Origin of the sequence: Microbacterium sp. CGR1 (assembly GCF_001266755.1) — a bacterium.
In the GTDB taxonomy this organism is placed as follows: domain Bacteria; phylum Actinomycetota; class Actinomycetes; order Actinomycetales; family Microbacteriaceae; genus Microbacterium.
In genome coordinates, this window is sequence record NZ_CP012299.1 from 641,300 (window position 1) to 658,821 (window position 17,522).

Consider the following 17,522-nt stretch of genomic DNA (forward strand, 5'->3'; position numbering starts at 1 on the left):
GCGACTTCACGATTGTGACTGAGGTCCCTGGGGGGACGAGACCGCTCCCAGAGAAGCTCCGCGTCGATATCGACGCGGAGCTTCTGGAGTTGGCGCTCACCCATCGCTCCTATGCCTACGAGCACGGCGGCATCCCCCATAACGAACGTCTCGAGTTCCTCGGCGACTCCGTTCTCGGACAAGCCGTGACGGTGATGCTCTTCACGACCCATCCGGGGCTGGATGAGGGGGAGTTGGCCAAGCGGCGCGCGAGCGTCGTCTCGACGGTCGCTCTCGCCGAGGTTGCGAGAGCGATCGATCTCGGCAGCCATCTGCTGCTGGGACGCGGTGAGGAACAGACGGGCGGTCGCGACAAGGACTCGATCCTCGCCGACACGATGGAAGCCGTGATCGGCGCGACGTATCTGTCAGCGGGTCCTGAGGCGGCGACCGAGCTCGTGCTCCGGCTGACCGCGCCACTCCTCGCCGACCCCGAGCGCTACGGCGCGGCGATGGATCCGAAGACGAGCCTGCAGGAGCTGGCTGCGCGAGTCGGTGCGACTCCGCCCCAGTACTCGGTGGAGGCGAGCGGCCCCGACCACGATCGTCGATTCCTCGCAACCGTGGTCGTCGGCGATCTGGCGATGACCGGCAAGGGCAGCAGCAAGAAGACGGCAGAGATGGCCGCCGCGCTCAGCGCGTGGCGACTGCTCAACGAGCGTGCCTGAGCTTCCCGAGGTCGAGGTCGTCCGGGCGGGTCTCGCTCCCGCGGTGATCGGCTCGCTCATCACGGCCGTGAGCGTGTTCGATCAACGAGCTCTCACACGGCATGCGGCCGGGCCGTCCGACTTCGCCGCGCGCCTGGAGGGACGCAGGGTCACTGCAGCCGACCGACGGGGCAAGTTCCTCTGGCTGCCGCTGGACACCGCTGATTCCGCGTTGATCGCGCACCTCGGAATGAGCGGACAGATGCTGCTGCGCGCGCCGGACGCCGAGGCGGAACGCCACGAGCGCATCCGGATCAGCATCGAGCATCCTCGTCATGGCGAGCTCGCGATCGTCTTCGCCGACCAGAGGACTTTCGGGTCGTTGGCGGTCGACGGTCTGGTGCCGGACGGACCGACGTGGATCCCGACTCAGGTCGTGCACATCGCCCGTGATCCGATAGACCCGCTGTTCGACGACGAGCGCTTCCTGCGTGCACTCCGCACACGCGGCAGTGCGATCAAGCGAGTGCTGCTCGATCAGCAGACGATCAGCGGCGTGGGCAACATCTATGCGGATGAGGCGCTGTGGGCGGCGCGCATCCACCCGGCGACGCTCGCGAGTGCGCTGTCGACGCAAGCGAGCAGGCGCCTCCTCGCCGAGATCAGAGTGGTGCTCGTGAAGGCCCTTGCAGAGGGCGGCACGAGCTTCGACTCCCAGTACGTCAATGTGAACGGTCAGGCAGGCTACTTCGCCCACTCGCTCAACGCGTACGGTCGAGGCGGACAGCCGTGCCCGCGCTGCGGCACTCTGATCCGCCGGGAGGCTTTCATGAACCGCTCGAGTCATTACTGTCCGCGCTGCCAGCGGCGTCGCTGAGACTCACACCATCTCGAACGAACGGGCAAGCAGGGGCCGCGTCGCTCGAGTGCTCATCCAGACGATTCCGATCCCCACGGCCAGTACGAGCGCGATCGTGAGGAGAGACTCGGGTGCCGTGACCAGGGCGATCCCCAGCAGCGGGAAGACCAGCACGCCGGCACAGGTCGCCGAGCCGATCGCGGTCACGAGGAGTGGAGACATGATCGCCCGGCGGCGTGCGCTGTCGACGATCGCGAGCGGCACGCCCAGCCGGTGCAGACTCCGGTGGAGTTCCTGCTGATCGAGAACGGCCGCGGCTTGATTGACCCCCACGGATGCCGCGACCATCAGGAATGAAGCGACGAGGGTGATGACGAGGCCGGTGCGCATGTCCGCGGCGAGGGCCGCATCCGCGGACGTCGTGTCGCCGCTGTTCATCACATTCATCAGGGAGACTCCGGTTCCTGCGAACACGGCCATGAAGCTCGCCATCGCGATGCCGCTCACCTGACGCCACGCGGCTTTGGGGGAGTCCAGCACTAGACGGGCGGCGAGCAGCCGATCTGCGTGCTCGGCCTTGCGCAGCTGACGGCCGGCGGCGACCTTCAGGACCCATGGTCCGATCACGTTGAGCACCGCCAGGGAGACGGCGAACAACAGGGCGAGGACGGCGATGGTCGCCGCGAGTCCTGCGACGGAAGGGAAGACCGTGACAAGGACGAACACGAGCGCAAGAACGGAGACTGCGATGATCGCGCGGAACCAGTGCGCGGTGGAGACGGTCGTCCGCAGGCGCACGCCGAGGGGCGAGATGATCACGCGCCGGAGCCCCAGCACAGCACTCGCTGCCGCCACGAGAAGGACGCCTCCCACGACGGCGAGAACGCTGAAGGGCGAGAGCATGATCGCCTCGACGCCGAGAGCCGTGCCACGGAACGGGATGAGTCCGACGAGAGGGGTGAGGGCGAGATGGACGACGACTCCGGCGACGGCACCGGCGGCCGCGACGATCATGGATTCGATGACCGTAGCGACCCCGACGCCCAGAGGCGTCACGCCGAGAAGCCGCAGGGTCGAGAGACGCTCGTCACGACGGCGGGCTGAGAGACGGGCGGCCGCCCCGCCGAGATTCATCAGCGGGACGATGAGGAGCACGAGCGCGATCGCGGCCAACGCCTGGTACACCGGCGCGTACTCATCGGTCCAGGTCCAGAACCACTGAGCCCCGCCCACGACGGTCAGCACGAGGGCGGTGACGATGCCGAAAGCGATGAGCGGAAGCGCGAGCACCGCTTTCTCTCCCGTCCCGGCGCGAAGAAGCACAGCCAGGACGCGGGCGTTCATGCCGTCACCGCCGACGAGATGATCTGGCCGTCGCGCACGGAGACGATCCGCGAGCAGCGCGCCGCCACGTCTGCATCGTGTGTCACGACGAGCAGCGTGCGCCCTTGGCCCGTCGTCGACCACAGCAGCGCATTCATCACGTCTTGCGACGTGTGCGAGTCGAGGGCGCCGGTCGGCTCGTCGGCGAACACGAGTTCCGCACCCGTCGCCTGAGCCCGTGCGATCGCGACGCGCTGCGCCTGCCCGCCGGACAGCTCGCCGATTCGGCGGTCCTCCATCCCGGCCAGCCCGAGCGCGGCGAGCCAGGACGCCGCGTGAGCGGTGGCCTGCGCTCTCTTCACTCCGTTGATCATCGATGCGAGCGCCACGTTCTCGACCGCCGTGAGCTCCGGAATGAGCAGACCCTGCTGGAAGACGAACCCGAACCGCTCTCTCCGCAGCCGGGAACGAGCGGATTCTCCGAGTCCGGCGAGTTCCACCGCCTGACCGACCGAGGGCTGGAACGACACGGTGCCCGAGTCCGGACTGATGATGCCGGCGAGGACATGGAGGAGAGTGGTCTTGCCCGACCCGGAGGCACCCATGATGGCGACCGACTCGCCGCGGTGGATGGTGAGATCCACCCCGGCGAGTGCGCGGGTCGTTCCGTAGGACTTGGTCAGAGAGCGTGCGTCGAGGACCGTCGTGTTCATGCATCCAGCCTCGCGGCCATACGGAGACCGCTGCGTCGGCCGGGCGGATGATCCGTGGCCGGCCGTGTACACCGCTCGGATGATCTCGATCAGATCCGCTTCTGCCACGCTCCCGCATAGGAGACAGGCGCGAAACCGATCGCCTCGTTGATGCTCAACATGGGACGGTTCTCCTCTGCGTTGAACGTCGAGACTGTCGGGGTGAGCGGCATGAGCTCTCTCCAACGGAGGAGATTCGCGCACTTGACGATCGTGCCGAGACGGTGCCCGCGGTGCTCGCGAGACACCAGAGTGCCGAGCTGGTGGGTCACTCCTGCGCGGTCCGCCCCGACGAGCAGCTCGTTGTAGGCCACCATGTCTCCGCTGGGCACATGCTGCACCGCGACGATCGACAGAGCCTGACCGGCCCCCGTGAGCCGTCGCTCACGGCGCACGACACGTTCCGCATCCCACTCCTCGGCGACGAAGTCCATGTCGCCGCTCGGGGCGTCGGTAGACAGGCGAGCGAGGATCGCCGCGTACCCGTCACGGAACTCGGGCGGTGTCGGCGCCATCCACTGGAGCACCCGGTAGTCGTCGCCGGCGGCGGTCTTCGCCGATTCCAGAGCGGCCCGCAGCGGGGCGGGGTCGGAGCGCATATCGAGCTCGCTGTTGCGTTCGACCTGTTCGAACTCGTATCCGCGGGCGACGAGAGCGTCCGACAGCGGAATCGCCGGAATGCGACCCCACCCTGTTCGCGGTGTGATCATCCGGTCCGACTCCATGGGCCTGTGCAGCGTCCAGGTCTGCACCAGGGATCGGCCGTGTGCGCGCGCCTCCGACTCGGCGAGCGACAGGAGAGCGTCTTCGACACCGCGTCCCCATTGGCTCGCCGGCACGAGGAGGTCCGCCTCTGCGGCGTTCGCCTCCGCCTCCTGAGCGTAGGAGAGAGTGATCATGCCGACGATCTCGGTTCCGAGCCTGGCGACGAACCCGGTCTGCAGGGTATCGCTGGGATCCTGCCACGATGCGAGCATCTGCGCGGCATCGGGGGCGATGTCGGGCAGACCGACCAGCTCCTCGCAGATCTGCCTGTTGAGCTCTCCGTATGCGCGGAAGTCCGCGGCATCCTCGGCGTCCAGCGCGCGGGGGACGGCCAGAGGTGTGATCGTCAGTGTGCTGGTCGTCATGACAGCTCCTTCTTCCACGCGCCTTCATAGGCGACGGCGGTGAATCCCATCGCCTCGTTGATGGCGAGCATCGGCCGGTTCTCCTCGGCGTTGTAAGTGATCACGTCGCGTGACGCGGGAGCGATGCCTGTCCACGACAGGAACGCTTCGCACTTCACGAGTTGCCCCAGACGATGGCCGCGGTGCTCGGTGAGCACCAGGGTGTCGTGCTGGTGTGTGGTGGCGGTGGGATCCGGACCGATTCCGAGTTCGGTGAATGCGGTGAGCTCGCCTGTCGGGATGTGCTGCGCGACAGTGACCTGCATGATCTGGCCCATCTCCGCGACTCTCTTCTCCGTGGCGACCAGACGCTCTGCGTCCCAGGCCTCCTCGTCGGTCTCGAGATCGGCCGAGGGGGCGTCGGTCGACATGCGCGACTTGAGCCATGCGTAGCCGTCGACATGCTCCGGTGGCGTCGGAAGCATCCACTGGAGCACGCGATAGTCCTGTGAGAGCGCTCGCGCGTCCTCGCGCAGCTCCTCGGCACGCTGAACCGTCTCCTGGGTGACCGCGAGGCGGCTCACCCGATAGACCTGCTCGAGGGTGAATCCACGGCGGATGAGGAATCGTGCGACGTGATCGTCCGGAACGCTGCCGAAGCCCGTCTTCGCCTGCAGCCTGGGTCCGTCGCTGGCCGGCTGCTCCGACCAGTTCTGAATGACCTCGCGGCCGTGGAGACGGGCGAAGGCCTCGACGTGCGGCAGGATCGCGGTTCCGATCCCCTGACCCCAGACACGGGGGTGGATCTCGATCGCGGCGATCGCCACACGCGACCCCTCCTCATGAGGAATGTCGATGACTGTGCGCCCGACGATCTCGCCTCCGACGCGCACCGCCCACACGGCAGTCGTGCGCTCTTTGCGAGAGCGCAGGATCGGAAGCAGCGCCTCTGGCGTCAGATCCTGCTCGGTGCGTCCGGTGAGCTCTCGGTAGACGGCGTTGCGAACGCGGGCGAGCTCGCGGAATTCGGCGGCGTCAGCTGCATCCGCTCGTGCCGGCAGCACGAGCGGATGCAGCGACGCATCAGGGGTGAGCGGAATGCTCATGGCGATCTCCAGGTCAGCGCAGCTGACGCTGCAGGTCGTAGGTGAGCAGGGCGTAGGTCTCGCCGGGCGTGCGATCACGTCGATCGAGACGCAGCGCATCCGCTTCGGCGGCGGCGATACGACGTACCGGGCGAGGGCGCTGTGCCCTCTGGAGCAGCCAGAGGCCGATCCGGAGAGAGAGACGATCTGCCAGCGCGAGGCGCCGCAGCTCATCGGGTGCGGGGATGTGGAGGACCTGCTGGTCCTCGGTATCCGGAGGGTGGGGGATGCTGCGGTACAGCGTGGTGTTCACGATGATTCCTTCGAGATGAATGGTGGTGATGGGTGCGGCGAACGCGGCCGCAGGGCCTTCGTTGAAGGGCGGCGGTGCGCGGTGAGAGTCGAGAGCCCGGTGCGCCCGAAGGCGAGCACCGGGATCGGCGGAGAGCCGTGATCCGGAGAGGATCAGAGGGCGGAGCGCGGAGTAGAGCGGGCGAGAAGCCCCGTCACAGGTCGGAGACCGGTGGATGGTTCGGGGCAGAGTTCTCGGGCTGCGGTTCTACGAGAGAGCGCTTCGACGGACGCCGGCGGTTACCGAGTGCGCAGAGCGCGGCGCGAATGGCGCGGCGAGGCCAGTGGCCTGAGCAGTGAGCTGAGTGATCATCGGTAACCTCCTTTCGTGTGGCGATCCGGAGGTTACGGTAGCGAAACCCGGGCGTGTCCGTCAAGCATGACCGGCGTGGATCGGCGTGTCGCGCGGAATTCCGGTTCACTGCGAACCCGCGCGGGATGCCCGTTCTGAGCCGTCATTCCGGTAGCGTATGGGCGTGATTCACCCCCGAGACGCGGTACGCGCATGCATCTGAAGAGCCTGACCCTCAAGGGGTTCAAGTCCTTCGCGCAGCCGACCAGCTTCGTCTTCGAGCCGGGTGTCACCTGCATCGTCGGACCCAACGGGTCAGGCAAGTCCAACGTGGTGGACGCCCTCGCGTGGGTGATGGGCGAACAAGGGGCCAAGACGCTGCGCGGCGGCAAGATGGAAGACGTCATCTTCGCAGGCACCTCGACCCGGGGGCCGCTGGGCCGCGCCGAGGTGCAGCTGACGATCGACAACAGCGACGGAGCACTGCCGATCGAGTTCGCCGAGGTCACGATCAGCCGGACTCTGTTCCGCAACGGATCGAGCGAGTACGCGATCAACGGAGAGAACTGCCGCCTGCTCGATCTGCAGGAGCTCCTCAGCGACTCGGGGCTGGGACGCGAGATGCACGTCATCGTCGGACAGGGCCGGCTGGACACAGTGCTCCAGGCATCGCCGGAAGACCGTCGTGGCTTCATCGAAGAGGCCGCCGGCATCCTCAAGCATCGGCGGCGCAAGGAGAAGACCCTTCGCAAGCTCGATGCGATGGAGACCAACCTCACGCGATTGAGCGACCTCGCGGGTGAGATCCGCCGTCAACTGAAGCCGCTGGGACGCCAGGCCGAGATCGCGCGAGAGGCGCAGACGATCGCCGCGGTCGTCCGCGATGCCAAGGCCCGGATCTTCGCCGACGACGTCGTGGCGCTGCGCACCGCCCTGGCCGATCACACGCGCACGGAGAACGAGAGACATACCGAACGACTGGTGCTGTCCGATCAGGCGGAGGCGGTGCGGGCGAACATCGCACGGCTCGAGCAGGATCAGAACTCGGCCGCGGTGGATCAGGCGCGAAGCGTCGCCTTCGGTCTCGAGCAGGTGCAGGAGCGGATGCGCGGGCTTTACACTCTGGCCAATCAGCGGCTCGCGTTGCTCGGCTCGGACGACGATGACGCGGCAGTGACCGCCGTCACGGTCACGCAGAGCACGATCGACGAGGCGAAAGATGAGATCACCGTGATCTCCGCGGGCCTCGGTGACGCCCAGGAAGCGGCGACCGTGGCGAGCCGCGAGGTGATGCTCGCGCGCGCCGAACTCGACACTCTCGACGTCGACATCGCCGAACAGAGCGCGCTGGTGTCGGCGTACGACATGCGCATCAGTTCGCTGCGTGGCACAGCCGATGCGGCCGCGTCCGCTCTCGCTGCCGTGCGGGGCGCGGTTCTTCGACAGGAGAACGCTCTCGAGGCGGCGAACGCGCGCCGTCGTGACGCAGCGGAAGCCCTCGAGGCGATCGCCGATGCAGAGGCGCCTGAGGGCACGGCAGCCGAGCATTCCGCAACGTACGAGAGCGCGCAGCGGGCTGCGACGGCGGCCGAAGCCGAGCGGGAGACACTCCGTGAGCGGCTGCACGCGGCGGAACGCGAGGTCGACGCGCTCACCGCGAAGTCGGCGGCGCTCGGGAGCGCGCTCGCGATCTCCGGAGGAGCCGCGGAGATCGTGAAGACCGGCGGTCCGGGGATACGCGGACTCGTGGGCGACTCGGTGCAGGTCAGGAACGGATTCGAAGCTGCCGTCGCGGCGGTGCTGGGTCCCCTCGCCGAAGGCGTCCTCGTCGACGGCGCGGACGATGCGTTCGACCTCGCCGGCGACGCGTCGGAGCAACGACGGGGAGTGGTCGATTTCGTGATCGCCGACTCCGCGCGTCCGTCGATCGAGCTGCCCGCCATCGATGGGGTGACCCGCGCGGTCGACACGGTCACGGCGCCGGACGGCGTCCTCGGCATCCTGTCGCACGTGGTCATCGCAGACAGCCTCGACGCAGCGCGTGCCGCGCGACTGTCACTCGATCTCGCCGGCGACACCACCACCACGATCGTGACCACCGCCGGCGACGTCGTCACCGCTCAGACTCTGCGCACGGGTTCCGGCGGCGAACGCTCGCGCCTCGAGCTCGCCGCCGAACGAGACGCGGCGAACGACCGCCTGGCCGAAGTGCAGGTCATCGTCGACTCGCTGCGGGAGGCGCGTGAGGACGCGAACGAGTCCGTCGAGACATCCCGTCGTCTGGCGAAGGACGCGCTCCGGGCGCTCCGCGAGCACGATGCCGCGCTGGCGACGCACGCCGAGCAGGTCAACCGCATCACGGTCACCCACGAGTCGGCGGTCGCCGAGTGCGAGCGACTCGAGAACGGGCTCGCGCAGGCGCAGAGCGCGGTGCAGGAGGCCGAGGCCGCGTCGGAGGCAGCAAAGGCCGAGTGGGACGCCGCTGTCGCGGCGCCGCGGCCCGTGCTCGACGCCTCAGCGCGTGACGGACTGCTCGAAGCGCTCGAGATCGCACGCGAGGGCGAGGTCAGGGCTCGCCTGGAGATCGAGACGCTGCGTGAGCGCGTGCGCGCTGCCCAGTCCCGGGTCGTCGGTCTCGAGCGGCAGCGCGAGCAGGAGCGGGACGCGGCTGCCGAGGCAGCGCGCCGGGCCGTCATCCGCCGTGCGCAGCGCGAGGCGGCATCCGGCGTCGCGCTAGAGCTCCCGCGCATCCTCGATTCGATCGATCGGTCCGTCACCGAGGCACGCGTCGCGCTGGCCGAGGCGGAGTCGGCGCGATCGGCGCAGAACCAGGAGTTGACGGCTCTGCGCGCGCAGGAGACCTCGCTCCGGGAGAGGTTGGCCGGCCTCACCGAGAGCGTCCACGGTCTCGAGCTGCAGATCCATGAGAAGAAGCTGCACCTCAACAGCCTCCTGGAGCGGGTGGCGTCGGAGCTCGCGCTCGACGAAGATATTCTCGTTGCGGAATATGGTCCCGACCAGCTCGTTCCGCGGGACCCCGCTGCGGAGCCCGCCGATGACGAGCAGCTCGACACGGCGATCCCGTTCGATCGACGGATTCAGCAGCGTCGACTGGCTGATGCGGAGCGCAAGCTCGCTCAACTCGGACGCGTGAACCCGCTCGCGCTGGAGGAGTTCGCGGCACTCGAGCAGCGCCATGCATTCCTCACCGAACAGCTCGCCGACCTGACCCAGACCCGTCAGGATCTGCTCACGATCATCGCCGATCTCGACGAGCGGATGCAGACGATCTTCGCGAGCGCGTTCGAAGACACGAGGATCGCGTTCGGAGAGGTCTTCCCTCTGCTGTTCCCCGGCGGATCCGGAAGCATCTCGCTCACAGATCCCGAGAACATGCTCACCACGGGCATCGAGGTATCGGTGCGTCCGGTCGGCAAGAAGATCGAGCGGCTCTCCCTGCTTTCGGGAGGTGAACGCTCCCTCGCCGCGGTCGCGCTGCTCGTCGCCATCTTCAAGGCGCGCCCGAGCCCCTTCTACATCCTCGACGAGGTCGAGGCGGCGCTCGACGACGCCAATCTCGGCCGCCTGCTCACCGTGTTCGAGCAGCTTCGCGAGAGCTCGCAGCTGCTCGTCATCACCCACCAGAAGCGAACTATGGAGATCGCGGACGCTCTCTACGGTGTGTCGATGCGTCAGGACGGCGTCTCTGCGGTCGTCGGGCAGCGTGTGGGCGACCGCGCGGCCGCCGTCTGACGGCGCTACCCGTAGGCTGGAGTCATGGCGGAGAAGTCGTGGTCCCTCACTCGCGCGCTGCGCGGGATGTTCGTCAAGCCCACTATCGACGAGACGACGTGGGAGGACCTCGAGACCGCTCTCATCACGGCTGACTTCGGTCCCGACATCAGCGAGAGGGTCGTCGAGGAGCTTCGAGAGAAGGTCGAGCGCTACCGCACGACCGATCCGCAGGATCTCCAGCGGATGCTGCGCGAGACGCTCGAGGAGCACTTCGCCAAGTTCGACACCACCCTGAAGCTCACCGAGCGACCGGCGGTCGTGCTCGTCGTGGGCGTCAACGGAGTCGGCAAGACCACGACGATCGGCAAGTTCACCAAGTTCCTCCGCGGGTTCCAGCGCAGCGTGGTGGTCGGCGCAGCCGACACGTTCCGTGCGGCGGCCGTCGATCAGCTCGCCACCTGGGCGCAGCGCGGGGGAGCGGCGATCGTCCGTCCCCAGCAGGAGGGCCAAGATCCGGCATCCGTCGCCTACCAGACGATCGAGTTCGCCCAGCGTGAGGGCATCGAGATCGCGATCATCGACACGGCCGGTCGTCTGCACACCAAGGGCGGGCTGATGGATGAGCTGGGAAAGATCCGTCGCGTGATCGAGAAGCAGGCGCCGATCAGCGAGGTCCTTCTCGTGCTCGACGCGACGACCGGGCAGAACGGAGTGATGCAGGCCGAGGCCTTCCTCCAGCATGCCGGCGTCACCGGTCTCGTCCTGACCAAGCTCGACGGATCGGCCAAGGGCGGTTTCGTCCTCGCCGTGCAGGAGCGCACCGGCATCCCCGTCAAGCTCCTCGGGCAGGGCGAGGGCATCGATGATCTGACCGGATTCACCCCCCATGTCTTCGTCAAGTCGCTCGTCGGCTGACGACGGGACTACCGCCGCGAGCACGAGGCTGGTTTCATAGCGTTATGGCGATCGAACACGACTACTTCGGACTCCTGTCCTCAGGGCCCGACGGCTCGATCTTCTGGTCCGAGACGGTGGAGCTCGGTGACCAGAGCGTCACCGTCGACCTCACGGCTCCCGACCAGGACGATGTCTCTGCCGACGCGCTCGACATCGCCGCTTCGCTCATCGCGGGGATCGAGAACGTCGACGCGGTCTCGCGGCGGGGCATGCTCGCGGAGGTCGACGATCGCACGAGCGAGGTCACCGAGTACATCCTTCAGCAGCAGGAGGCCTATGGTGACGAGCTCGAAGACGTCCTCGTCGACGTGAGCGGTGACGCCGCCGTCGACATCATCCGATCGCTCCGGCTCATGAGCATGACGATCCTCGCCGACGAGCACGGTGGGTCCGAGCCCTTCGCCGTGTTGGAGTACGCGCTCGACGCCACCACCACCGACGACGTCCTGCTCGTGAACCTCGGCTCCGACGGCAGCGTGCAATCCGTGATGAGCGCGGACTGACCGTTCCCGCCTCAGTTCAGACGGCTTGGGCGAAGCCGAGGTCTGCACTCTCGGCGATGTGCGCCAGGTGCGGCGGGATCTCGCGTCCTTTCGACACCATCGACTGCGCCCACAGCCGGCCGGCGCGGTAGGACGAGCGCACGAGGGGGCCTGCGAGCACGCCGAGGAAGCCGATCCGCTCGGCCTCCTCCTTGAACTCCACGAACTCCGTCGGCTTGACCCAGCGTGCGACAGGCAGGTGACGAGGAGACGGCCGCAGATACTGCGTGATGGTGATGATGTCGCAGCCGGCGTCGTGCAGGTCGTTCAGCGCCTGGACGACCTCCTCCGGTTCCTCGCCCATTCCGAGGATGAGGTTGGACTTGGTGATCAGTCCCGCGTTGCGTGCCTGGGTGATCACATCGAGCGAGCGCTCGTACCGGAATGCAGGGCGGATGCGCTTGAAGATGCGCGGCACGGTCTCGACGTTGTGGGCGAAGACCTCGGGGCGTGCGTCGAAGATCTGGCCGAGGAAGGCCGGATCGGCGTTGTGCTCGTTGGCGAGCAGCTCTACTCCGGTGTTCGGGTTGAGCTCGTGGATCTTCCGGACGGTCTCGGCATTCAGCCAGGCTCCGGTGTCCGGGAGGTCGTCGCGGGCGACGCTGGTGACCGTCGCATAGCGGAGGTTCATCCGCACGACGCTCTCGGCGACCCGGCGCGGCTCGTCCGTGTCGTAGGCGTCGGGCTTGCCGGTGTCGATCTGGCAGAAGTCGCACCGACGGGTGCACTGCGACCCGCCGATGAGGAAGGTCGCCTCTCGGTCCTCCCAGCATTCGAAGATGTTCGGACACCCCGCCTCCTGGCACACGGTGTGGAGGTCCTCGCTCTTCACCAGCGAGTGGAGTGCGGTGTACTCGGGCCCCATCTTCGCCTTCGTCTTGATCCATTCCGGCTTGCGCTCGATGGGCGTCTCGGCGTTGCGGATCTCGAGGCGGAGGAGCTTGCGTCCCTCGGGTGCGGCGGTCATCTGGAGGCTCCTACACGGTCGGCGGTCGAGTATTCGGCGAGGAAGGCGGCGGACACGGAGGCGCTGATGTCGGCGGGGGAGACGTCAGCACCGACGACCTCGCTCACCGTCGTCACGCCCGCGTCGGTGATCCCGCACGGGATGATGCCGCCGAAGCCCGCGAGAGTGTTGTCGCAGTTGATCGCGAAGCCGTGCATCGTGACGCCCTGCTGCACACGCACCCCGATCGCCGCGACCTTGTCCTCCGAGAGCGGGCGGCGGACCCATACGCCGCTGCGTCCCTCGACCTGGTACCCGTCGACGCCGAGCGGACGGAGCACGTCGATCAGGATGCGCTCGAGGCGGCGGACGTGAGCGACGACGTCCATCGGCTCGGGCAGTCGGACGATCGGGTATCCCACGAGCTGGCCGGGGCCATGCCAGGTGATCTTCCCGCCGCGGTCGACGTCGATCACCGGAGTGCCGTCGTGGGGGCGCTCCTGCGGCTCGGTCCGCTTGCCGGCGGTGTACACGGCCTCATGCTCGAGGAGGATGAGCGTGTCCGGACGGGTGCCGGACACGACGTCGGCATGGATGCTGCGCTGCAGATCCCAGCCCACGGTGTAGGGGACGTACGTCGGGGCGAGACCCGCCGTCAGTATCTCGAGCATGGAGACCACTCTCGTCAATAAATGGATTGCGTCTAAGAATACTCCTCCGCACTGACGGCGGCGCGCCGCAGCGACGCGCGGTAGCGTGTTGACATGAGCAGCACGAGCCGAGCAGGGCGGCCGAAGGCGTCTTCGCGGGAGACTCTCGCCGAGGCTGCCTGCGAGCTGTTCCTGGAGCAGGGGTACGACGCCACCTCGGTCGCCGACATCACCCAGCGAGCCGGAGTGAGCCGCTCGAGCTTCTTCAACTACTTCTCGTCGAAGAGCGACGTGCTCTGGTCCGGTCTCGACGACCGCATCGGTCGTGCGGTCGAAGATCTGGTCGCGGTGCACGAAGATCGCGACGGCGCGCACGTCAGACGCATCCTCTCGGCTCTCGTCGACGACTTCGCACCCGACAGCCTCGCACTCGCGATCAACAACTCGTCCGCGATGGGGCTCGACGACGAACTCGAGCAGGACGCCGCACGGCGACAGGCGCGCCTGGCTGCGACTCTCGCCGATCTCGCCCGGCGCTCCGGCGTCCCCGCGCTCACCGCCGACATCGCGGCAGCGACGTGGGCCGCCGCGGTTCTCGCTGCGGTGCGAGCCTGGGCCGAGAGCGGCGCAGGTCGCGGTTCGGTCAGCGATCGATTCGCCGACGCTGTGCGCGCGATCGCGCGGTTGCCGTGGACCGCGGCAGCGAGCGCGGAGAACGGGTCAGGATTCGCGTAAACTCGGTGTCACCATGGCTACCTTTGGCACGCTCTCCGATCGGCTCACCGAGACCTTCCGCAACCTTCGCACGAAGGGAAAGCTCACTGCGGCCGACGTCGACGGCACAGTGCGCGAGATCCGGCGCGCGCTGCTCGACGCCGACGTCGCGCTCACGGTCGTCAAGGACTTCACCGCGAAGGTGCGCGAACGTGCCCTCGGCGACGAGGTCAACAAGGCACTGAACCCGGCCCAGCAGGTCGTGCAGATCGTCAACGAGGAGCTCGTGCAGATCCTCGGAGGCGAGCAGCGTCGTCTCCAGTTCGCCAAGACCGCGCCGACGGTCATCATGCTCGCGGGACTCCAGGGTTCGGGTAAGACGACGTTCGCGGGCAAGCTCGCGAAGCAGCTCGAGGGGGAGGGACACACTCCTCTGCTCGTCGCGGCGGACCTCCAGCGCCCGAACGCCGTGAACCAGCTCCAGGTGGTCGCCGAGCAGGCCGGTGCCACCGTATACGCACCCGAGCCGGGCAACGGCGTGGGCGACCCGGTCAAGGTCTCGCGTGACGGTGTCGAGCATGCGCGACGTCACCAGCACGACGTGGTCATCATCGACACCGCCGGACGCCTGGGCGTGGATGCCGAGCTCATGAAGCAGGCATCCGACATCCGCAAGGCCACCGACCCCGACGAGGTTCTCTTCGTCATCGACGCCATGATCGGCCAGGATGCGGTGAACACCGCTCGTGCGTTCCAGGAGGGTGTCGACTTCACCGGCGTCGTGCTGTCGAAGCTCGACGGAGATGCCCGCGGTGGTGCGGCGCTGTCCGTCGCCTCCGTGACCGGACGACCGATCATCTTCGCATCGACCGGTGAGCGCCTCGAAGACCTCGAGCCGTTCCACCCCGATCGCATGGCCAGCCGGATCCTGGATCTCGGCGACATCCTCACCCTCATCGAGCAGGCCCAGCAGGCCTTCGATGAGGAAGAGGCGGTCAAGATGGCCGAGAAGCTCGCGACTGAGCAGTTCACACTCGAAGACTTCCTCGACCAGCTTCAGCAGATGAAGAAGATGGGATCGATGAAGAAGATGCTGGGAATGCTTCCCGGCATGGGGCAGATGAAGCAGCAGCTCGAGGACTTCGACGAGCGCGAGATCGATCGCACCGAGGCGATCATTCGCTCCATGACTCCTGGTGAGCGCCGCAATCCGAAGGTCCTCAACGGCTCGCGTCGCCTGCGTATCGCCCGCGGTTCGGGAATGACGGTCACGGATGTCAACCAGCTCGTCCAGCGCTTCGATCAGGCCGCGAAGATGATGAAGACCGTCGCGCGCGGCGGCACCCCGAACATCCCGGGCATGGGGTCGATGCCCGGCATGGGCAAGCCCGGCGCGTCGTCGAAGCGCGGCAAGAAGGGCAAGTCCTCCGGCGGTTCGCGTTCCGGCAACCCCGCCAAGCGCGCCGCCGAGAACGCCGGCCTCGCTCCGACGTCGACTCCGACGGGTTCGGGTTTCGGTCTCGGGGGCGCGAAGGCGCCGAGCGAAGCCGACCTCGCGGAGATCCAGAAGCTCTTCGGCAAGAGCTGAGGCGTCCCTTCAGAGTCGGCGCGCGGGCAGCGCCGGTTCCGGAACACGTGACGACCGGCGGGGTCGCCGGAGCGCGGTCAGCTGTCCTCCGACGAGGGCGACCAGGACGAGAACGACACCGACGACCTGAGCCGTCGTGAACCTCTCGCCGGCGACGAGTGCGCCCAGCAGAGTCGCCACGACGGGGGAGAGCAGAGCGAGCAGCCCGGGTGCGATCACCGGCAGCTGCTGGATGCCTCGAAACCACAGTATGTAGGCGAGCAGGCCTCCCACCGATCCGAGCCAGACGTACCCGAGCGCTGCTCCGCCGTCGACGGTCGGGGGAGTGCCTTCGAACAGCAGGGCGAGGGGCAGCAGGACCAGCCCGCCCGCAGTCAGCTGCCACCCCGCGTAGGCGACGGCCCCCACGCCTGCCGGGCGCCCCCAGCGCTTGGTGAGGATCATTCCCACCGAGGTCGCAGTCACCCCGCCGAGCGCCGCCAGGATGCCGAGGGCATCGAGCTGGGCTGCTGGTCCGAGCACGACGAGAGCGACGCCTCCGGCACCCACGGCGGCAGTGATCGCCGTGACAGGGCGGATGCGGTCTCCGAGCAGCAGAGCACTCAGTCCGAGGATGGTCAGCGGTTGGACACCCGCGACGGCGGCGGCGACTCCGCCGGGCAGCCTTTCCGCGGCGATGAACAGGAGCGGGAAGAATGCGCCGATGTTGAGGGTTCCGAGTGCGAGAGATCTCAGCCACCAGGCTCCGCGTGGCAGAGCGCGACCGATCGACATGGCGACGAATCCCGCAGGAAGCGCGCGGAGGAGTCCTGCGAAGAGGGGATGACCGGTCGGGAGCAACTCCGTCGTCACGAGGTAGGTGGTGCCCCACGACAGAGGGGCCAGCGCGGTGAGCAGCAGCAGGGCGAGGCGGTTCATTCCTTCAGCCTGAATGCCCATCAGCCATGAGTCCAACGCATGGTTCTCACCTGACACATGAACTGCGATCATGAATGCATGGATCTGCAGCAGTTGAGATACGTCGTCGAAGTCGCTTCGTCCGCCAGTTTCACGCGCGCCGCCGAGCGCTGCTTCGTGACGCAGTCGGCGCTGAGCCACCAGATAGCTGCTCTCGAGCGGGAACTCGGGCAGCGGCTGTTCGTCCGATCGAGCCGCAGCGTACGCACCACCGAGGCGGGTGAGGCATTCCTCGTCCATGCGAATCGGGCGGTCAGAGCAGCGCACGATGCGCGTGACGCTGCGGCTGCCACGGCCGGCCGCGTCGTGGGCACCCTTCATCTCGGTGTCATCCCCACGGGCAGCGCCGTCCCTGTCCCGCAAGCGATCGCACGGTTCCGCGCCGCTCATCCGGATGCCGCGGTCGAGCTCACGGTCGGCAACAGCGACACGCTGGTGGAGGCCGTTCGGCGCGGCGACCTCGATGTCGCTCTGCTGGGACTGCGAGAGGGCGTCGAGCCTCGGAGCGTGGCATTTCGTGCACTCGCCCGCGAACGCCTTGTCGTCGCGGCATCCCCTGCTCACCGCATCTCCGGGCATGTCGGCGTCAGCCTCGCCGACCTCGCGGATGAGGTCTTCGCGGACTTTCCCGCGGGCACATCTGGCCGCGCCCAGGCGGACGCTGCCTTCGCGGCAGCCGGCATCACACGTGACGTGCCCTTCCAAGCGGACTCGTCTGAGCTGATATTGGGTCTCGTCTCCCAGGGGCTCGCGATCTCACTGCTGGCACCGGGGGTGATCGCTACGTCGTCCTTCGACGTCGCGGCGGTCGATCTCGTCGATGGTCCCGTACGGGTTCAGTACGTCGCCTGGGACGATCGCGCCCCGCGCAACGTCACGTCCGCCTTCCTCCGCGTCGTCGAGTCGATGACGTCGCGCCGGAATGATGAAGCGGGCCCGGAGGAATCCTCCGGGCCCGCCCACTCAGGTATCTGAG

At 67.6% G+C, this 17,522-nt stretch carries 16 protein-coding genes; 8 read left to right on the top strand and 8 right to left on the bottom strand.

Annotated elements, in window-relative coordinates; translation table 11 throughout:
* Positions 1–14: 14 nt before the first annotated feature.
* Both rnc and mutM read left to right on the top strand, forming a co-directional pair.
* Positions 15–707 carry a ribonuclease III gene (gene rnc / locus AKG07_RS02995; protein ID WP_053095908.1) on the top strand — a complete coding sequence of 231 codons (693 nt, stop codon included), beginning with the start codon at positions 15–17 and terminating at the stop codon, positions 705–707.
* On the top strand, positions 700–1,563 hold the full coding sequence (gene mutM / locus AKG07_RS03000) for a bifunctional DNA-formamidopyrimidine glycosylase/DNA-(apurinic or apyrimidinic site) lyase (protein ID WP_053095909.1): 864 nt from the start codon (positions 700–702) through the stop codon (positions 1,561–1,563). The genes rnc and mutM overlap by 8 nt, the downstream gene beginning before the upstream one ends.
* Before the next feature lie 3 nt (positions 1,564–1,566).
* Here the strand turns inward: mutM and AKG07_RS03005 are convergent, their stop codons facing one another.
* The 5 genes from AKG07_RS03005 to AKG07_RS03025 all read right to left on the bottom strand — a co-directional run bounded on the left by AKG07_RS03005 (position 1,567) and on the right by AKG07_RS03025 (position 6,127).
* Positions 1,567–2,889 (bottom strand): FtsX-like permease family protein, encoded by a 1,323-nt coding sequence (locus tag AKG07_RS03005; protein WP_053095910.1) that lies wholly within the window; start codon positions 2,887–2,889, stop codon positions 1,567–1,569.
* Complete coding sequence (locus AKG07_RS03010) at positions 2,886–3,581, bottom strand: ABC transporter ATP-binding protein (RefSeq protein WP_053099093.1); 696 nt, start codon at positions 3,579–3,581, stop codon at positions 2,886–2,888. Before AKG07_RS03010 ends, AKG07_RS03005 begins: the two co-directional genes overlap by 4 nt.
* Positions 3,582–3,670: 89 nt before the next feature.
* Entirely contained in the window at positions 3,671–4,750 is a 1,080-nt protein-coding gene (locus AKG07_RS03015) for a GNAT family N-acetyltransferase (protein WP_053095912.1), read from the bottom strand.
* A complete protein-coding gene (locus AKG07_RS03020; protein ID WP_053095914.1) occupies positions 4,747–5,835 on the bottom strand; it encodes a GNAT family N-acetyltransferase in 1,089 nt (362 codons plus the stop codon). Before AKG07_RS03020 ends, AKG07_RS03015 begins: the two co-directional genes overlap by 4 nt.
* 13 nt (positions 5,836–5,848) lie before the next feature.
* Positions 5,849–6,127 (bottom strand): hypothetical protein, encoded by a 279-nt coding sequence (locus AKG07_RS03025; protein ID WP_053095916.1) that lies wholly within the window; start codon positions 6,125–6,127, stop codon positions 5,849–5,851.
* Between the two features lie 543 nt (positions 6,128–6,670).
* Here AKG07_RS03025 and smc point away from each other — a divergent pair.
* Genes smc through AKG07_RS03040 form a run of 3 tightly spaced genes read left to right on the top strand, consistent with a single transcriptional unit; the run spans position 6,671 to position 11,652 of the window.
* Positions 6,671–10,210, top strand: coding sequence for a chromosome segregation protein SMC (gene smc / locus AKG07_RS03030; RefSeq protein WP_053095917.1), 3,540 nt, complete (start codon positions 6,671–6,673; stop codon positions 10,208–10,210).
* Between the two features lie 24 nt (positions 10,211–10,234).
* Positions 10,235–11,107, top strand: a complete 873-nt coding sequence (gene ftsY / locus AKG07_RS03035) for a signal recognition particle-docking protein FtsY (RefSeq protein WP_053095919.1) — start codon at positions 10,235–10,237, stop codon at positions 11,105–11,107.
* 44 nt (positions 11,108–11,151) lie between these two features.
* Positions 11,152–11,652, top strand: a complete 501-nt coding sequence (locus tag AKG07_RS03040) for a DUF2004 domain-containing protein (RefSeq protein WP_053095921.1) — start codon at positions 11,152–11,154, stop codon at positions 11,650–11,652.
* 16 nt (positions 11,653–11,668) lie between these two features.
* Here AKG07_RS03040 and lipA read toward each other — a convergent pair whose 3' ends face one another.
* A complete protein-coding gene (lipA, locus tag AKG07_RS03045; protein WP_053095923.1) occupies positions 11,669–12,658 on the bottom strand; it encodes a lipoyl synthase in 990 nt (329 codons plus the stop codon).
* Complete coding sequence (gene lipB, locus AKG07_RS03050) at positions 12,655–13,308, bottom strand: lipoyl(octanoyl) transferase LipB (RefSeq protein ID WP_053095925.1); 654 nt, start codon at positions 13,306–13,308, stop codon at positions 12,655–12,657. The genes lipA and lipB overlap by 4 nt, the downstream gene beginning before the upstream one ends.
* 93 nt (positions 13,309–13,401) lie before the next feature.
* Here lipB and AKG07_RS03055 point away from each other — a divergent pair, with 93 nt between their 5' ends.
* Positions 13,402–14,022, top strand: coding sequence for a TetR/AcrR family transcriptional regulator (locus AKG07_RS03055; protein WP_053095926.1), 621 nt, complete (start codon positions 13,402–13,404; stop codon positions 14,020–14,022).
* 13 nt (positions 14,023–14,035) lie between these two features.
* Entirely contained in the window at positions 14,036–15,589 is a 1,554-nt protein-coding gene (ffh, locus tag AKG07_RS03060; protein ID WP_053095928.1) for a signal recognition particle protein, read from the top strand.
* Positions 15,590–15,598: 9 nt separating this feature from the next.
* Here the strand turns inward: ffh and AKG07_RS03065 are convergent, their stop codons facing one another.
* Entirely contained in the window at positions 15,599–16,507 is a 909-nt protein-coding gene (locus AKG07_RS03065; RefSeq protein WP_053095930.1) for an EamA family transporter, read from the bottom strand.
* A gap of 78 nt (positions 16,508–16,585) precedes the next feature.
* Between AKG07_RS03065 and AKG07_RS03070 the strand changes: the two genes are divergently transcribed.
* A complete protein-coding gene (locus tag AKG07_RS03070) occupies positions 16,586–17,521 on the top strand; it encodes a LysR family transcriptional regulator (RefSeq protein WP_053095933.1) in 936 nt (311 codons plus the stop codon).
* The last annotated feature ends 1 nt before the right edge of the window (position 17,522 follow it).